We start from the raw sequence: 17,540 nt of genomic DNA on the forward strand, positions 1-17,540 counted from the left end.
GACGAGTTTGTCGAGCGGATGCTTGAGGCTGCCCGCGCGCTCAAAGTCGGCGTTTCGACAGATCCTGAAGCTCATTACGGGCCGGTTGTTTCCGCCGCGCACAAGGCGAAGGTCGAAAGCTATATCCAGATGGGCGTGGATGAGGGCGCGAGCCTTCTGCTGGACGGCCGCGGGCTCAAGCTGCAGGGCAATGAGGGCGGATACTTCATCGGCCCGAACCTGTTCGACAATGTGAAGCCGTCCATGAAATCCTATCAGGAAGAAATCTTCGGCCCGGTGCTGCAAGTAATGCGGGTGGAAACGCTGGAAGAGGCCGCCGCGCTGCCTTCAAACCATCAGTATGGGAACGGATGCGCCATCTTCACCTCCAATGGCCGCGCCGCGCGCGAGTTTGCGGCGCAGGTGAATGTCGGCATGGTGGGCGTGAATGTGCCGATCCCGGTGCCTGTGGCGTATCACACCTTTGGCGGCTGGAAGCGCTCTGCCTTCGGAGACACCAACCAGCACGGCCCCGAGGGCGTGCGCTTCTACACCAAGATCAAGACCGTGACCCAGCGCTGGCCCGAAGGCGATATCGGCGACCAGGCGTTCGTCATTCCAACAATGGGATAATCCGATGACCGAATACAAGACGATCCAGTTTGAGCAGAAGGGCCGCGTGGCAGTCGTGACGCTCAACCGTCCCGATAGTCTCAACGCCCTCAATGCAGAGATCATGCGTGAGGTTGTCGATTGCTTCATGGCGATTGACCGCAACAGGGATATCGCCATCAGCGTGCTGACAGGTGCGGGCCGGGCCTTTGCCGCAGGCGCCGACATCAAGGAAATGCAGCCGCAGTCTTTCTCCGACATGTATGTCGAGGATTATTTCGCCGGCTGGGACCGTTTTGCCGCCTGCCGCAAGCCGGTGATCGCGGCGGTCAATGGCTTTGCGCTCGGTGGCGGTTGCGAACTGGCGATGATGTGCGACATGATCATTGCGTCAGACAAGGCAAAGTTCGGCCAGCCCGAGATCAAGCTCGGCGTCACGCCGGGCATGGGCGGATCGATCCGGCTGACCAAGGCCGTGGGCAAGGCGAAAGCCATGGACCTGGTGCTGACCGGACGCATGATCGATGGCGCAGAGGCAGACCGGATCGGGCTCGTTTCCCGCGTGGTGCCGCATGACACGCTGATGGACGTGGCGCTGGCTGCCGCCAACGAGATTGCCGGCTTCTCCATCCCGTCGATCATGGCGGCGAAGGAGATGGTTGCCCGGGCGCTAGAACTTCCGACCACGGAAGGGGTCAAGTTCGAGCGCCGCCTGTTCCAGGGCCTGTTCGGCACCGCCGACCAGAAAGAGGGCATGGCCGCGTTCAGCGAAAAGCGCGCGGCGAAATTCGAAGACAAATAAGCAGCTGGCGCTGCAGGAGGATACATCATGGCGAAGATCGCTTTCATCGGCCTTGGCAATATGGGCGCAGGCATGTGCGCCAACCTGGTCAAGGCCCATCATGAGGTAGCCGCATTTGATCTGAGTGCGGACGCTGTCGCGGCGGCCGCAGAGCGAGGCGCCCGCGCAGCGATCTCGATTGCAGATGCGGTGAACGGTGTGGATGTTGTCGTCTCGATGTTGCCGGCCGGCAAGCATGTCCTGGGTGTCTATTTCGGCGCAGACGGCGTCGCTGAACATGCCCAGCAAGGCATTCTGTTTATCGACTGTTCGACCATTGCCGTCACCGATGCGCGGGAGGCTCATGAGAAGGCGGTAGAGGCGGGTTTCATGATGATCGACGCGCCTGTCTCCGGCGGCACCGCGGCAGCAGAGGCGGGCACACTGACTTTCATGGCGGGCGGAACCAGAATCGCTTACGAACTGGCCGAACCTATCCTGAAAGGGATGGGCAAGAATATCTTCCATGCCGGCGCGGCAGGGAACGGCCAGGCGGCGAAGATTGCGAATAACATGCTGCTCGGCATTTCCATGATTGGCACCTGCGAGGCGTTTAACCTCGCCGAAAAGTTGGGTCTTGATGCGCAGACCTTTTTCAACATCTCGTCTGTTTCCTCCGGCCAGTGCTGGTCGATGACGAGCTATTGCCCTGCGCCGGGCCCGGTGCCGACGTCACCAGCCAACCGCGATTACAAGCCCGGCTTCGCCGTCGCGATGATGCTGAAAGACCTGCATCTGGCCGCGGACGCTGCCAAGGCGGCGGGCGCTGACATCCGCCTCGGGGAACTCGCCGAGAGCATCTACCAGAACCTCTCCGAGCGCGGCTTTGATGGCCTCGATTTCTCCGGCGTGATGAAAGACCTCAAGGGGGATCTCTGAGCCATGCAGCAGGCGGAAGATTTCAGGGCCGAAAGCCGGGCGCTGCACGCGCTGGTTTCAGCCACAGCGCCGATCCGCTATGCCGAGCCGACGCAGTTCAAGGGCTGGGGCATTCATGATGTGCTCCAGCATCTGCACTTCTGGAACTGGATGGCCTATCTTCAGCTGGCGGACGAAGCCGAGTTGGTTCATCATCTGAAGACGATGGCCAGTTCCGGCAAATCCATGCGGGCTTATGAAAGCCAGGTGCTGGCCGGTCTCGATGGCTTTGCTCTGGTGGCCGAGTGGGAGAAGCAGTTTGAAGAGACGGCGGACCGTTTTGCGTCGGCCGATCCAAAGGCCCGCCTGAAATGGGCCGGACCGGATATGAGCGCACGCTCCTCGATCACAGCGCGCCTGATGGAAACATGGGCACATGGACAGGAAATCTACGACCATCTCGGCGTCGTGCGCCGGAATGAAGACCGGATCGGCAATATCGTAACCCTCGGCGTCAATACCTTTGGGTGGACCTATGCCACGCGCCGCGAAAAGCCGCCGGGTGAGATGCCTTATCTGGTCCTTACGGCGCCCTCGGGCGCCATCTGGACGCATGGTTCACCCAGCGACGCCGAGCGGATTGAAGGCAGGGCCGAGGAGTTTTGCCAGGTTGTCACCCAGACACGCAACATCGCCGACACCTCGCTGAAGGTGACCGGCTCCGTGGCGGCTGACTGGATGTCCAAGGCGCAATGCTTCGCCGGGCCGCCCGCAACGCCGCCCGCGCCGGGCAGCCGGCATACGGCCAAGTCTGAAACTCACTGAACACGCAAACGCCAAAGGAAACGCCCATGTCCATTCTGCTGTTGGAAAAACGCGGCCCCATCGCCGTGATGACGCTGAACCGTCCCGAAATGATGAACGCGCTCGGGCAGGAGGGGGACGGCCCGGCAGTGGCTGCCGTCTGCGCCGAGATTGCGGCTGATCCGCAGATCCGTTGCGCCGTCCTGACCGGCGCTGGCCGCGCATTCTCTGCGGGCGGTGACGTGAAGGCGATGAAGGAAAAGACGGGCGCGTTTGGCGGCAGCCCGGCGGATATCCGCGAAGGCTATCGCCGCAACATTCACATGATCGTCCGCTCCCTGTATAATATGGAAACGCCGCTGATTTCCGCCATCAACGGTCCAGCGATTGGCCTTGGCTGTGATGTCGCCTGCATGGCGGATATCCGGATTGCTTCAGAAACGGCAAAACTCGGCGTGACGTTCCTGAAACTGGGGCTCATTCCCGGAGATGGCGGCGCCTGGCTGCTGCCGCGCCTGATCGGCTCTTCCCGCGCCGCAGAACTATTGTTCACGGGCGACGTCATTGATGCGAAGACGGCAGCAGAATGGGGCCTCGTGTCCCGCGTTGTGCCGGCTGACAAGCTGATGGATGAAGCGATGGCCATGGCGGAGAAGATTGCGGGTCAGCCGCCTCAGGCGCTGCGCCTTGCCAAGACGCTGATGCGGCACGGGACGAATGCCTCCTATGATACCATCATGGAACTGTCGGCCGCGTCGCAGGCGCTGATGCACGAAACCGATGACCACATCGAGGGCGTCAACGCGATCCTTGAGAAGCGGACACCTGTGTTCAAGGGGAAATAAAGACCGTCTACCGATTAAATCAAAAGGGGCGCGAGGTCATCTCGCGCCCCCTTTTTTTATCAGAAGACAATGCCGGATTTGTAGAGCGTTTCTATATCGGCCTCGGTCCGGCCGAGAGAGGTGAGCACCTGCCGTGTGTGTTCTCCCGGTGCAGGGGAGGGGCCTTTCGGGCCATCATCTGCGCCAGGGAAGCGTACCGGTGAGGCGGGCGAGGCGTAAGTTGAGCCATCGCCCTTTGAACTCGGCGTCTGAACAATGGCGCCGGCGGCATGGGCCTGCGGATCGGCTGCAACCTCAGCCAAAGTCTGCACTGGCGCCCAGGCAATGGACTCAGCATCCAGTCGTCCAGCCAATTCCTCCATTTTGTAAGCGCCGAAGCCGGCGTCGAGAAGGTTCACCACCTCTGCATTATTCGCGCGCCGACCTTTGGCATTGTTGAAGCGCGGATCGGTAGCAAGTTCCGGCCGGTTGATAACGCGGCAGAGCGGCGCCCAGTCCGTCTCGCCCTGCCGGGCCACGATGCAGAACCATTTTTCATCCTTGCTCTGATAGAAGTTCGAGATGGGGACGTTCTGCTCATGCCGCCCCTTGGTGGAAGCAACGCGGCCAAAGAAAAGCTGGATGGCAAGATCGGACCCCATGGTGTAGAGGCCGGTGCGGAAGAGGGAGGCTTCAACGAGGCGGCCATTCCCGGTGCGCTGAGCTTCCACCAGCGCCGCGCAGATGCCTGCGGCGGCCGCGATGGAAGTCGTGTGATCCCCAAAGGCGGTCCGCAGAGGGAAGGGTTCTCCGCCCTTTGGAATGGTCAGGTTAGCCACGCCGGTGCGGCTCCAGAAACTGGCAATGTCAAAGCCCGGACGATCCGCATCCGGACCTTCAAGTCCGTAGCCGGAAAGGGAGCAGTAAACGAGTTTCGGGTTCAGCTGTTTGAGCGAGTCATAGTCCAGCCCGGAGCGGGCAAGGCCGCCGGGGCGAACATTGGTGAGAAACACATCGGCGTCTTTCACCATTTCGCGGATGAGTGCCTGGCCTTCCGGCTTGCTGGTGTCGATGATGATTGATTGCTTGCCCCGATTGTCGAAATCGAACACCGGATTATCGGGATAATCGGTGCCAATGGTGCGGAAGAAGAGGCGGATGGGATCGCCGCCAGGCGGCTCGATCTTGACGACATCGGCGCCCCAGTCCCGCAGGATACAGCCAGCGCCGGGCGCGGCCATGTAGGTTGCGTATTCGATGACGCGGATGCCTTCGAGCATAATAGGGTCTCCCTTATGGGTAGCGATGCCGCCTTGTTCCGGCGGCAGATTAGGCGGCGGGAGCTTGCCTCGCCAACCCGTTCCGCAAGGTCAGTTCAGCTGGCTTCCGGGCGGGGGGCAGAGCCGGGCATTTCGGCGAGCTCTTTTGCCTGCCCGACCCAGTCGTCCCGTTCGATCCTGCCTTTGAAATGCAGCAGTTTTTCATCGACATAGGCCACGTCGTCATCCGTCCACTCGGCAATCTGCCAGAAATAGAACACGCCCACTTCATGCAGCAGCTCGGTGAGGATGGGGCCAACACCGATGATCTGGGCAAGGTCATCGCCTTCGCCGAAGGCGGCGTGGGTCAGCAGGTTTGCCTGGTCGTCGGGTTTGCGGGCCTTGGCGATGGCTTCGGCGCGGCGGCTGGTCAGAGCCTGCATTTCCGCAGTGGGGAGAGACCGGGTTGTGCGGGGCGTGGGGCGCGCTTCCGTCGCTGCCGTTTCAACGCGTGGACGGTGGCTGTCTGCAGCGTCCGAGCGGGCACTGTCTCCGCGGCCGCGGAGCATATGGTGCAGGGCCGTGATGCCATATTCGATCGAGGTCAGCCGGTCTTCCAGCGCTGTCAGATCCTCGCGAGAGACTTCGCCCGGCGGCGGATTGTGGACCGCTTCCTGAATGGCGAGCAGGCGGCGCTCGATCGGTTCCAACCTGTTTTGTCCGCGCAGTTCGTTGCGGATCGTTCCGATGGAAGTGTCCAGGGAGGCGAGTTGAACAAACAGCGGCTCCAGATCGGGGCCGCGGCGGGAGGCGACGACTTCGAGGTCAGACTCTATGGCGGCCAGTGTGCCGATCAGGGCATCGTTGAGCGGCGTGTTCGCGGCAATGCGTTCCTGCACCAAGGCGAAACGGTCCGAAAGAGACGCGTCGAGCGCCGCAAGCCGGCTGTGGAGCGGGTCAAGGTCAGGCATTTCGGGGAGTTCAATACGGGCAATTGCCTGGCCGACAGAGCCGACTTCTCCTGCGACTTTGACAACATCGCCCGAGACTTTGGTGACATCGCCGGACATCCGGCTGACATCTGCGGCCACATTCACAACTTCGCCGGAGACGGCGGAAAGTTCTGCGGCCAGAACCGCGACATCGCCGGCGAGGGCGGTGAAATTGTCTTTGGTATCAAGAGTGTCGAGAAGCTCTTCCAGCTTGGACAGGCGGGTCTCGATGGGCCGCAGATCGACTTCGGGCGGCTGAAGTTCCGACAGGCTGAGATCGAGCCGCGCAAGGCCGCTATGGACGGGGCCGAGGTCGACTTCGGGGATGCGGAAGTTGGCAATCGCGGCTTCGAGCGCGCCGAGGCGGTCCTGCAGGGGGGCAAGATCTGGCCGATTGCTGGCGACTGCTTCGGCGAGGGAGGTGACGCGCGCATTGACGCTGTCGACATCTGGCATCTGGATGCCGTCCACACGCTGGGCGACGTCGCGGATGCCTTGGGAGATGGCATCGAGGTGAATGCTGCGCAGCGAGGCAATGGAAGCGGAGATTGTGGAAACGGCCTGTTCGATTGTGCCGATCCGGTCTTTCATCGAGCCGAGAGCCGGATCGGGCGCGGCAAGCTGTTGCTCCAGCAGCAGCAGGCGGCTCTGGAGGGGCTCGAAATCCGGCTGGGGCGGCTGGTAAGCGGCCAGCGCCGTTGCCAGGCTGGCGTCTACATCCTCGCGTTTGAGGGCGCGGCCATCGGCGATGGCTGTCTCCACCTGCCGGGTAAGTTCGGCATGGGTTTCGGTCACATCGATGAAGCGCCGGCGCAGATACCACCAGGCGAGAGCGGCCCCCAATGCTGCGGAGACACACATGAAGAAGAAAATCTGGATAAGCAGGAACCACATAGTCACTCTCCGCCGGTGGGCGCGTTAGGGGGCATCAGCCGGCTCATTCGTCTGGCCTGACAATTCGTATTTCTATCCGGCGATTACGGGCACGTCCGTCTTCTGTGGTGTTGTCGCCGACGGGCTGGCTTTGGCCAAATCCGGCAGCTAGGAGCCTTTCGGGAGGCACGCCCCGCGCGATCATGGCGGCGCGGACGGCTTCGGCCCGGCGCAGGCTGAGCTGGTCGTTGAAGGCGGGGTTGCCGGTATTGTCCGTATGCCCCTCAACGCGGAGGGTGCCGGGACAGTCGGCGGCGGCGCGAGCGGCCAGATCGAGGACGGGGCCGCTGGCAACGTTCAGCACCGTGCTGCCTGGGGTGAACTCGATACGGGCAGCTTCCAGAAGGTGGGAAAGCTCTTCCTCACAGCTGGCAACCGCTTGAATTGGAAGAATTTCCACGGTTCCAAAGGCCCCCAGGGGGAGGCCGGCATTCACTGCCGCACCAATGCTTGCGACCTTATCGTCATCGGCCTGGCAGCGGAAATTGAAGGTGAGCGCCGAGAAACTGGCGGTGCCGGTTTCACACTGGGCGAGCGTGTCGATGCCGCGCTCGGCAACCGTGTCAAAGCCCGTCGGCGAGGGGCCATTGGTGACCGTCATCCGGTTGATCACATCCTGTAGATGGCCGGGCGATTTGAGGCTTTCCGCCCGGGTTCCGAGTGCGGTTTTCAGCGCCTCTGTGGGGACATGGCCATTCAGCGTGAGGGTGCCGGCGGTGAGGCGAAAGAGGAATTCGGGATCTGCCGAGACCGCAGGAGAGGTGGTGATCGAATTGGCCTGAGCGGGCGTGCTGGCGGAGAAGTTTGCCGTGACGCGGGTGACCGGGCGGGCACTGCCGAGCCAGGTTTGCGAGGTGGCATTGCGCACGGCGGTGAGGGCGCGCTGACCCGCTTCAGCGCTGGGCGGGTTGCCTTCAACGGTGATCCATTGCCCGGAGGCGCGGACTTTGGCCCAGCCTTCGCCGGTCTCGGCCAGTGCCCGTTCGGCAGCGGCGCGGGCAGTGCCCTGAACTGCAGTGACGGCGAGCACCAACCAGCCGAACAGCAGCAGGGCAGCGAGGCCGAGGACGGGGACAAGACCATAGGGAAGAAACGGCAATACCGCGCCTTCAGCGCGGCAGTAGCGCCGTGCAGATAGCACGCTTTTGAGACCCGACTGGCTGGAGTCGACCGACATTCTTCCGCCTCTGGTGGCCTGACCCGGGATTATGGATCATGCCTCACCGTCCCCTGACACTACAGGAAGTAAAGCCACAATACTGCATGAGCGGCAATACGAGGCATTAATATTCGGGCAACCGTCAGCGCGTGAAACGGCCGAGTTCAGAGGTTTGTTTTAATTCGATTATTCTTCCTTTTTGGGGAGGGGTGAGAGGCTGCCGGCGAGGTCTTTGATGATGGAAGATCTGGCGGGGGCAAGTCGAGCGTGCGATTCCTTCGCCTGTGGAGAGAATATCTGAAGGCTTATTCGTGGTCAGAGAGTATTGGCCTTGGAAATTCTTGGAGATGGGCGGAGGACGGGGATCATTTCATTCGTATGCGCGGTGATCCTTTTCTGATTTGGGCTAAAAAAGTGCCGGTGAAGGAGGATACAAGCCTAACCGGCCTAGCCACCCCGGCGGATAAGGCGCGGGCGCGATGGGGGATAAGGATTGGCGGGCGGGGCCGAGGCGCTGCAGATTAGACAGCACAAAACCGGGGACAGGCGGCGTGAAGATATGCCGTATCCGGACGAAACTATCCTGCAGCCGGCCGTGAAAAACGCCGGCAAACCCGTGACATTCCGGGGCCATTTCCGGACACGCGCGGACACGCGCGGACACGGAGGGCACACATCGGGACAGCTTCCGGACATTTTCGGACAAATCCGGACAGTTTCGGACAGGTTATCCACAGGCCACCGAGCCGCGCGGATCAGCCCCCGCTGGTGAAGGCGACCGAGATGGGACTTGCCTCATAGATGCGCAGACCATCGCACCAGAGAGACCCGCGGCCGGTGACGATGCGGCGCCGGGCGTCGCCAGAGACCTCAACGATCTCCATGACGGTGGTGACCTCTTTCTTCTCCGGCGTGACCTGACCGCGATAGGACCATTTCACCGGCATGTCGGCCGCGAGGGTTTCGATATGGGTGGCGGCGCCGCTGCCGATGCCCTTGAGGAGGCTGGCGCGGATCAGGAGCTGGACGAGGGCATCAAGGCCGAGAGAGCCGGGCTGAACTGGATCACCGAAGAAGTGGGCCTTGAAGTACCAGGCATAGGGATCGATGAGCTGTCTGGCGCGGGCGAGGCCGAGACCGGCCTTGCCGCCGGCGGGATCGAAATAGTCCACGCGGTCAAGCATGCGAAGCTGGCCGGCGGCGAGCCGGGGATCGCGCGGCGTGAGATCCTGGGCCTCACCGGGAAGTTCGAGCCAGGACTTGTCTACCTGGCCAGCGCCGAGCCCGGCCTGACGCACGAGAGCCTGCGCCGGGAAGAAACCGAAGCGGGTCATCAGATCCATCACCGGCTCACCTGACTTGAGGCGGGCTTTCAGATCGAAGGCCACGATCGTCATCGGGCCGACCTTGGAGAAGGAGGAGAGGGTGGTGTCGACGCAGATTGTGCCATCGCGGGGGCTGAGGGTGCGATAGACGCGGCCATCGCCTTCAAGGTTCCGGAAGCGATCGCCACCATCCAGCGCAAAGCCACAATGGCTGGCGAGCCAGCCGCAAGGCTGGAGCACGATTTCGGAGAGGACGGAGAAGGGCATCTCCCCGTTCTTGTTATCTGCGAAATACCAGGCGTCGGGCGGGATGTCGTATTCCGCAGAGATGGTGGCGCCGGGGCGGCGCACGCCGGGACGGTCCGTGGCGGCGACGACGCGCGACATCATATGATAGGGCGGCTGGGGCAGGCGGGGGACTTTGCCTTCCGTATCGAAGCGGCGGTACATTTCTCCGAAGGCGGAGGAAGGCGCGCCATTGGCGCAGTCGAGCAGGGCAGCATAGTCGCCCCGGCTTTCCTTCTGCGGGCCTGTGCGGATGGGCAAAGGCGAGACGCGCGGGGCAGGCCATTGGCGGCGCAGCTGTACCCCGAAGCGGGGGCAGTAAAACACCTTTTTCCCATCGCTGCGCGCCAGCAGGGCGGCGAAGACTTTGGGCGTTTCGCCCTCGATCACTTCATCAATGAAAACTTCATAGGTGATCTCGTGATCCGTATCCGGAATGACCTGACCCCGGCAGATGAATTTGGCTGTTTCACCGGGCACAGGCTCGAAGACGTAACCATCGCGTTCCTGCGTGAGGCCGAGGGCGGCGGCATAAAACTCCAGCGCCTGGACGGCCGCTTCAGCCATCAGCGTGCCCGGCATGCAGGGATCGTTATGGAAATGGCCCTCATAGAACCATGCGTCTTTCGGCGTGGCGGCGCGGGCCTTCAGATAGCCGCGCTTCCAGGGGCCGCCCTGCGGATCAAATTCGGGTACATCATCAAAGAAGGAGAGATTGCCGTTTGGCAGATGCGGCGGGAAGGAATGGGCGGCGCAAAATTCGAAGCCGGGGCCGAAACAGGCGAAGGCGTCGCCCCGGCGGAAGGCGGAGACGTCGTCAGCGTGGAAGGCGCGCTTTGCGCTGGCGCGCGCGGTTTCGATGGGCGCGGGGCTGGCGGTGGGCGGCGGCTCGCTGGCGGCGTCCCACACGACACCCTTGCCGGAGGCGAGTTCCTGATCTGTGAAGAAGCCTGCCTGACCCTGGCGCACGGAAAAGGCGCGGCGGCCACCTGCTTCACAGTCATACTGGAAGAAGAACATCCGTACACCAGCAAAGGTGGCGTGCTGGGTGATCTCGATCTGGAATTTCAGCGTGTCGCCCGCCTCAGGGAGGCCGCCTTCATGGAAGGTGATCTCGCAGCCGAGAAGCCGGTAGACACGCTCATCCCTGTTGCGCAGGTCTGCGCCCATCCAGCCGATGAGGGTGAGGTCTGCCTGTCCGCACTCGATCAGCGGGCCGGGGCGGATGCGGCCATTCTGCATCATCCAGTGATCGGCGGTGAGGTCCGTCTCGGTCCAGATGACGCCCTTGCCATCGACGAGCGGGGCCGCGTCGATGCCGGTGATCCGGTCTACCAGCAGCAGGGGCGGGGCAGGCAGGCGGACATTGCGGGCGTACTGATCCTGCGCGGCGAACGCCTCGCCGAAGAAGGCGGACATGGGGCCGCGCGAGGCCGCTTCGATGGCTGGGCGGTCCCATGCCTTGCCGCTGGGCGCGCGCTTGGCGAGGGGCTGGCGGCCGGAGACGATGCTGGTGGGCGGGGGCTGGGTGACACCTTGTGAAGGGGCTGGCTGGCGGGTGCCCGGCGGGGGCGGGAAGGGGATCGGGCCAGAAGAGGGAGCAGGCCGGGGGGCGAGGCGGGTGTAGACCGGCGCGGGAAGCGTGGGCGCGGGCGGGATGACGGCGCCGGTTGAGTTTGCGGGAGCAGCGGGTTTCGCGCGTGGGGGTACTTTGGGAGGCGCGTATTTCGCTGGGCGGGTGACGGTGGGCGGTTTGGGCGCGGGCCAGGGGTGGGCGCGGGCCGCGTCGAGGCGACCTGCGACCATCTCGATACGGATGGGATGGCCAGCGGCGAAGAGGGTGGCGGCGAGACGGGCGATCTGGGCGAGGTCTGCGCTCTCGATCTCGTCCGCCGCGATGGCAAGATGGGGCTTGTCTTTCAGGGTGAGGCGGATGGACTGGGTGAGGGAGTCGCGGGGGCCGAGTTCCACGAAAGTCCGCACACCGTCTTCCCAGGCCTGGCGGACGGTGGCGGGGAAATCGACCGTGGTGACGGCCTGGCGGGTGAGCATGTCAGCCACCCTGGCCTTGCTGGGCGCGTAGGCGGCGTTGATGGCGTTGGCGTAGAGGCGGGGGCCGTTTTCAACGCGGGAGACGGGGCGGGTATGAAGCTCGCGCCATTTCTCCGCGAAGGGGGCCATGGCGCTGGCATGGACGATGAGATGCTGGTGCATCAACGCGCCGGCGCCCTTGCCGAGGGATTCGGCGACCGCGCGGCAGGCATCCGCCGGGCCACCGATCATCGAGTCCATATCCGAATAGATGATCGTGATCTCTACATTCGGGTGGGCGGCGGCGGCCTTGCGCACCTGACCGATGGGGGCGCGCAGGCGCCAGTTGGTCCAGTCTGTGGGCACGTTCGGGCCCCAGGCTTCTTTCGCCGTTTCGAAGTCTCCGCCGAGATGGCGTTCGTACATGGCGGCATTGGAGATGTCTTCCAGCAGGGCGCCCATGTCCTTCCAGTAGCCGAAGGCGAAGAGGGCGTTGCTTTCGCCGAGCGACAGGCCGAGGGCGGCCGTGGGCTGGAGGCCAAGCACCTCGCGCAGGAGGATGGCATGGGCTTGGGTCAGCAGGCTGACGGCGCAGAGCTGTTCGAACTCGGTGAGGCTGGATTTGGCGAGCAGAGGCGTCATCGCCTGCGCGGCGGGGATGCCGGCGAGCTTTGCGGCGACTTCCGGGAAAGCCGCGAGGAGGCCGCGCCCCATGCGGGGGTAGGAGGCGGCGGAACCCGTGAAGGCGAAGGCAAGTTCGCCGTCGGGGTCGCCCTGGCCATAAAAGATGCCATCGCCTTTGGGGGCGATGTCTGCGGCGAGGGCAGTGGCGGCGGTATCTGACAGTTCACGGAGCTTGTCGGTATCGGCGGCGAGGAGGGCGATACGGTGTTTACCCTTGCCGCCGGTTTTGCCGGTGGTGAGCTTTTTGCCGAGGGCGGCGCGGCTGGCGGCAGCAGCCCAGAAGAGATGCGGCGTGGGGCGCAGTATGTCCGGCGAGGGGCGGACGGGGGCGGGGGTGAGCGTGGCGGAGACGGCGCCGGCGCTGACGGTGAGGGGCGGGACAGGATCGGCGAGGCAGGGCGCGGCGATGGTTTCGGTGGCGTCTGGCGCGAGGCCGCGCGCAGCAAGGGCGAGGCGGGCGGCAAGGTCGAAGAGGGCGTCTGCGACCGGCGCGCTGCCATAAGCTGCCTCTGTGAGCGTGGGGGAGGCTGGGGTTTTGGCGGGGGACCAGGTGAGGGCGCTGACCGTGCCGAGGATGGGGTCGCCCGCGGCTTCAGCGTCCTTGCGGCGTTTGAGGACGAGGGCGGCGGCGAGATCAGCCGGGCGCGCATTCATGTGGGAGACGGTGACGGTTTCGGTGGCAAAGTCTGCCGCCGCGACGATGGCGAGATCGAGCGTGCCTTGGCGGAGCGCGTCACAGGCGGTGTCCAGAGCGGCGAGGCCTGAGGCTTCGTCTGCGGCGATGGCGAAGCCCCGGCCCCGGAAATCTTCCGACACTGTGAGGCGGTTGGCCGTCATGTTGGCCATGGCGCCAAGGACATCGGCGGCGACGAGGGGCGGGGCGATGGCGCTAAGCGCTTCTGGTGGGACGCTGCTTTCGGAGGCGACCCGCTCACGCAGCAGCCAGCGGGCGCTGTCATTGGCGGAGGCGACACCGGTGAACACGCCGCAGGCTTCCGGCGCGGGGCGGGCGATGCCTTCCAGCGCCAGGGTCGCTACTTCAAAGATGGCAAGCTGCTGGGGCTCAGCGCGCAGGAGATCTGCAGGCGGGGTGCGGGCGCGGACGGGATCTGCGGCAACTTCGGCAGTCGCGGGCGCGGCCTGGAGCGGGGCGCTCATCAGACGGCGGAGGACGGCGCGTTCGCCGCGATCCGGCCCGGCGAGCAGGCCGATGCCGCAGATGACGATGTCGTCTGCCTCCGGGAGCGGTGGGAGGCTCGCGCCCTTGACGGCGCGGGTGCGGGGTTCGTGCTGTTCGAGGATGAGGTGGGAATTGTTGCCGCCGAAGCCGAAATTGCTGATGGCGGCGCGGCGGGGGGCATTGGCGCGGTGCCAGGGTTCGGGATCAGCAAGGGGGGTGAGGCCGTCACCGGCGAGGGCCGGCAGCAGCTTGCCGTCCAGCGGCATCGCGGGAAGCGTTTCGCGGCGCATCGCGGCCGTGAGTTTCAGCACGCTGGCGAGGCCGGCGACGGTGATCAGGTGACCGGTATTGGCCTTGAGCGAACCGGCGGGAAGGCGGCGCGCGCCGAAGATGCTGGCGGAGGAGGCGACCTCCACGCCGTCACCCACAGGGGTGCCGGTGGCATGGCATTCGAGGAACTGAACCGTGTCAGGATCAATGTCCCCGCCAGCATAGGCGCGGCGCATGGCTTCGGCCTGGCCGGTGGCGTCTGGCGCGAGAAGGCCCTTGCGGCGGCCATCATTCGAGAGACCGATGCCGCGAATGACACCGTGGACCGTTTCGCCCTTCTTCACATCCGATAGCCGCTTGAGGATGACGGCGGCGGCGCCTTCAGACGGGACGAGGCCGTCTGCGCCTTCGATGAAGGGGCGTGAGCGGCCTGTGGGGCTGAGCGCCTTCAGGGCGCTGAAGCCGATATGGAGGATGAGATTGTCAGCGGCGTTGACGCCGGCGACGGCGGCAATGTCGATCTGGTGGGCGGCGAGTTTGCGGCAGGCGATTTCGAGGGCGTAGAGCGAGGAGGCGCAAGCGGCGTCGAGCGCAAGGACGGGACCGGTGGCGCCAATGGCGTCTGCGATGAGGCGGGCCGGATAGCCGGAGTTCAAAGTATCGGTGAGGGGACGATCTGTGCGGCCATCGCGCCAGATATCGGCGGCATAATCGGCCTTGGCCCGGCTCGGGTAAAGCAGGTTTGCCAGGATGACGGCGCGGCGCTCAGGCGCAATGTGCTCTGTGGCGGCATTGCTCCAGGCGTCGCGGACCGCCTGTAACGGCCAGCGGCAGACAGGATCGAGCGCATCTGATGCGCCGGGCGCTTCATCCACAAGGCCGGAAACCCAGGCGGGATTGGCAGCGCCGCGATCAGCCAGGGCGAGGCGGGCAGGCGAGACGCGCTGGGTGACGACGCGTTTTTCCGCAACGATGTTCCAGAGCGCCTCCGGGGAGGCAGCGCCCGGCAGGACGCAGCCTTCCCCGACGATGGCGATGGGTTCAAACCGGCTCATGTGTCGCTCCAGACTGTGCCGACCACGAGTTCGACATCGGCGGGGTCTCCGGCGAGGAGTTCATGGGCAAAGATGCGGGCGCCTTCCGTGAGCGGAATAAGAGGGACGCCCTGTTGTTTGAAGTGGCTGGCAAGGGTGGCATCCACCATCCCGCCTTCCCAAGGGCCCCAGTCGAACACCTTGACCTGTGCGGCGGGCAGTTCTGCCTGCAGCGCGCGGCCGGCATTGGCGAGGATGGCATTGGCCATGGCGTAGTCTGACTGGCCGCGGTTTCCGAAGAAGGCGGATGCTGAGGAGAAGAGACCGACATGGCGGAGGGCGGCGCGGTCAATGCGCGCGAGGATGTGAAAGAGGCCTTCGGCCTTGGTGGCGAGGACACGGCGGAATTCGGCTTCGGTTTTTTCCTCTACGAGACGGTCTGCAATCACACCGGCGCCATGAATGAGGCCTGTGATTGCGCCGAAACGCTGGCGGATTGTGGCGAGCGCAGCCTCGACAGAGACGGGATCTGAGGTATCCATCGGAAGGTAATGCGCCTCGGCCCCGGCGGCGCGGATTTCGGCGAGCGTGGCGCGAATTTCCATGCCTGCGATGGCGGCGCGGGCGGTTTTGTCGATCCCGGCGGGAGATGGCTTCTCGCCGCGATTGACGGCGGCTGAGGCCATCAGTCCCCGGAGGGATTTTAGATCGGCAGTCTCCGGCACGTCTGTCGGCCATGGCGTTTCCGCAGAACGACCGGCGAGTAGGAAGGTGCCACCGCTCTGGCGGGCAACTTCAATGGCGCAATTGGCGGTGACCCCGCGCGCGCCGCCGGTGACCAGCCAGAGGCCGGGAGCGGACAGCGGGATGGGTCGCGGCGCGATGAACGGGCCGAGCGCAGCGCGGCGGGCGGTGCCGTCAGGCGAAAGCCAGAGGTCTTCAGCGCCGTGGGCAAGCCAGCCGGCGAGGACATCGCCGGATATGTTTTCGATCAGCGTCCAGCAGGCGGCGGCCACATCCGGCCATTCACGCCGCAGGGTGCGCGCGAGCCCTTCAAGGCCGCTATCGGCGGAGAGTGTCTGAAGGAAGATGAGCTGCGCGCCGGGCCTGCGGGCGGAGCGCGACGCGGCGAGGGCGGCCCAGTGGCGCGCCGTCATCGGCGTGGCGGCAAGGCCTTCCGTAAACAGAATAGTGTGCGCGCCGCCGCTGGGGGCCTGAACCAGGGTGGCCAGTATACCTGCGGCGGCAAGACCGGTCTGCAGGGCGTGCGCGGCGGCGGGCTCTGCAAGGGTAACCTCCACAGACGAGGGCAGCGCCTGACGCGACGGGGTCAGGACGGGTTCCCAACGGGCAGGGCGCACCTCGCACGTGTAGGCTGGCAGGACGGGTTCAGGCGGCGCGGGACGGGGGGCGGCGGGAGCCGGCCCGCCATCCCTCAGGCAAAAAAATCGGCGATCTTCCGGATGGTGCGCAGCTCGGCAATGTCTTCCGGATCGACTTCCGGCAGCGAGGGATACCGGTCGCGCAGAGCGGAAAGGATTTCCACCTGCTTGATGGAATCGACGCCGAGTTCGCCTTCAAGGTCCATGTCCTCTTCGAGTATATCATCGGGATAGCCGGTCTTTTCGGCGATCAGGGACCGGACGACGGCGACCGTGACGCCATTGCCGGCCTGGGCAGCAGGGGCTGCGGCGGGTGCCTGGGCAGCAGTCTGCGCAACGGGCGCGGTTGCCGGTGCCGGGGCGCTGCCGAGCATGGCGGCGATGGCGGCGATGGTGCGCAGTTCGACGAGTTTCTCCGGGTCGATTTCCGGCAGTTCCGGAACACGGTCGCGCAGGGTGGAGAGGATTTCGACCTGCTTGATGGAGTCGACGCCAAGTTCGCCTTCAAGGTCCATGTCGATCTCGAGCATGTCTTCGGGGTAGCCCGTCTTTTCGGAGATGATTGCGCGGACCAGGGCGATGGGGTCTGGGCCGGCAGCCGTTTTTGCGGGCGCAGGGATGGCTGGCGCAGGCGCGGGTTGTGGTTTCGGGGCTGGGGCCTGCGGCGCGGCAGCCCCGTTCGTGTACGGTTTGGCAGCGGCAGGGGCGGGCGCGATGTTGATTTCAGCGGGGCGTGCCGGCGCCGGGGAAGGCGCAGCCGCAGCTTGAGGCGCTGGCGCGGCGGGTGGCGGCAGGGCGGGGGCGGGCGCCGGAAGGGGGAGCGTGGCCTGCGGAATCTGGGCGCCGCCGAGCAGGGCAGCGGCTGCGTTCAGATAGGCCGTGTGGGCAGCAGCGGTGGTCTGCAGGTAATCCTGATGGCGCTGGGAAACCTCATGCCAGATGCGCTCTATGGCGCTGGCGGGGGCGGCGAAGGGGTGAGACGCGGGTGCCGGAAGCTGGGAAGGATCGGTCGGGCGGGGCAGATCAGGCATGGACGTCGAAATCCTTTCTGGAGAAGCGGCGGCAACTGGCTGGGAGGGGGGGGGGGG

Annotated in this window: 11 protein-coding genes; 5 read left to right on the top strand and 6 right to left on the bottom strand. The window is 64.8% G+C overall.

What is annotated here, in order from left to right; all coding sequences use genetic code 11:
- The 5 genes from HPO_RS18610 to HPO_RS18630 all read left to right on the top strand — a co-directional run.
- A partial coding sequence (locus tag HPO_RS18610) for an aldehyde dehydrogenase family protein (protein ID WP_035602426.1) occupies positions 1-612 on the top strand: 612 nt, incomplete at its 5' end.
- 4 nt (positions 613-616) lie between these two features.
- Positions 617-1,393, top strand: coding sequence for an enoyl-CoA hydratase-related protein (locus HPO_RS18615; RefSeq protein WP_035602430.1), 777 nt, complete (start codon positions 617-619; stop codon positions 1,391-1,393).
- 27 nt (positions 1,394-1,420) lie between these two features.
- Positions 1,421-2,311 (top strand): 3-hydroxyisobutyrate dehydrogenase, encoded by an 891-nt coding sequence (gene mmsB, locus HPO_RS18620; RefSeq protein WP_035602433.1) that lies wholly within the window; start codon positions 1,421-1,423, stop codon positions 2,309-2,311.
- 3 nt (positions 2,312-2,314) lie between these two features.
- Positions 2,315-3,115 (top strand): TIGR03084 family metal-binding protein, encoded by an 801-nt coding sequence (locus tag HPO_RS18625; protein ID WP_035602436.1) that lies wholly within the window; start codon positions 2,315-2,317, stop codon positions 3,113-3,115.
- A 26-nt stretch (positions 3,116-3,141) separates the two neighbouring features.
- Entirely contained in the window at positions 3,142-3,939 is a 798-nt protein-coding gene (locus tag HPO_RS18630; protein ID WP_035602439.1) for a crotonase/enoyl-CoA hydratase family protein, read from the top strand.
- Positions 3,940-3,998: 59 nt separating this feature from the next.
- Here the strand turns inward: HPO_RS18630 and HPO_RS18635 are convergent, their stop codons facing one another.
- From HPO_RS18635 to HPO_RS18660, 6 genes are all read right to left on the bottom strand, one after another.
- Positions 3,999-5,198, bottom strand: a complete 1,200-nt coding sequence (locus tag HPO_RS18635) for a CaiB/BaiF CoA transferase family protein (protein WP_035602442.1) — start codon at positions 5,196-5,198, stop codon at positions 3,999-4,001.
- Positions 5,199-5,293: 95 nt separating this feature from the next.
- Positions 5,294-7,063 (bottom strand): hypothetical protein, encoded by a 1,770-nt coding sequence (locus HPO_RS20080; protein ID WP_051612824.1) that lies wholly within the window; start codon positions 7,061-7,063, stop codon positions 5,294-5,296.
- A gap of 43 nt (positions 7,064-7,106) precedes the next feature.
- A complete protein-coding gene (locus HPO_RS18645) occupies positions 7,107-8,279 on the bottom strand; it encodes an OmpA family protein (protein ID WP_035602445.1) in 1,173 nt (390 codons plus the stop codon).
- Positions 8,280-9,016: 737 nt separating this feature from the next.
- Positions 9,017-15,091: a beta-ketoacyl synthase N-terminal-like domain-containing protein gene (locus tag HPO_RS21140; protein ID WP_051612825.1), complete on the bottom strand. Its 6,075-nt coding sequence runs from the start codon at positions 15,089-15,091 to the stop codon at positions 9,017-9,019.
- Positions 15,088-16,371: an SDR family NAD(P)-dependent oxidoreductase gene (locus tag HPO_RS20085; protein ID WP_051612826.1), complete on the bottom strand. Its 1,284-nt coding sequence runs from the start codon at positions 16,369-16,371 to the stop codon at positions 15,088-15,090. The genes HPO_RS21140 and HPO_RS20085 overlap by 4 nt, the downstream gene beginning before the upstream one ends.
- A gap of 134 nt (positions 16,372-16,505) precedes the next feature.
- Positions 16,506-17,483, bottom strand: coding sequence for a phosphopantetheine-binding protein (locus HPO_RS18660; RefSeq protein WP_035602449.1), 978 nt, complete (start codon positions 17,481-17,483; stop codon positions 16,506-16,508).
- Positions 17,484-17,540 lie beyond the last annotated feature (57 nt).

This window comes from Hyphomonas polymorpha PS728, from assembly GCF_000685315.1.
Classification (GTDB): domain Bacteria; phylum Pseudomonadota; class Alphaproteobacteria; order Caulobacterales; family Hyphomonadaceae; genus Hyphomonas; species Hyphomonas polymorpha.

Bases quoted from the DNA above. Each gene is read 5' to 3' on its own strand.
- HPO_RS21140 (WP_051612825.1), bottom strand. From the start codon at position 15,091: ATGAGCCGGTTTGAACCCATCGCCATCGTCGGGGAAGGCTGCGTCCTG.
- HPO_RS18625 (WP_035602436.1), top strand. From the start codon at position 2,315: ATGCAGCAGGCGGAAGATTTCAGGGCCGAAAGCCGGGCGCTGCACGCG.
- HPO_RS18635 (WP_035602442.1), bottom strand. From the start codon at position 5,198: ATGCTCGAAGGCATCCGCGTCATCGAATACGCAACCTACATGGCCGCG.
- HPO_RS20080 (WP_051612824.1), bottom strand. From the start codon at position 7,063: ATGTGGTTCCTGCTTATCCAGATTTTCTTCTTCATGTGTGTCTCCGCA.
- HPO_RS18615 (WP_035602430.1), top strand. From the start codon at position 617: ATGACCGAATACAAGACGATCCAGTTTGAGCAGAAGGGCCGCGTGGCA.
- mmsB (WP_035602433.1), top strand. From the start codon at position 1,421: ATGGCGAAGATCGCTTTCATCGGCCTTGGCAATATGGGCGCAGGCATG.
- HPO_RS18630 (WP_035602439.1), top strand. From the start codon at position 3,142: ATGTCCATTCTGCTGTTGGAAAAACGCGGCCCCATCGCCGTGATGACG.
- HPO_RS18645 (WP_035602445.1), bottom strand. From the start codon at position 8,279: ATGTCGGTCGACTCCAGCCAGTCGGGTCTCAAAAGCGTGCTATCTGCA.
- HPO_RS18660 (WP_035602449.1), bottom strand. From the start codon at position 17,483: ATGCCTGATCTGCCCCGCCCGACCGATCCTTCCCAGCTTCCGGCACCC.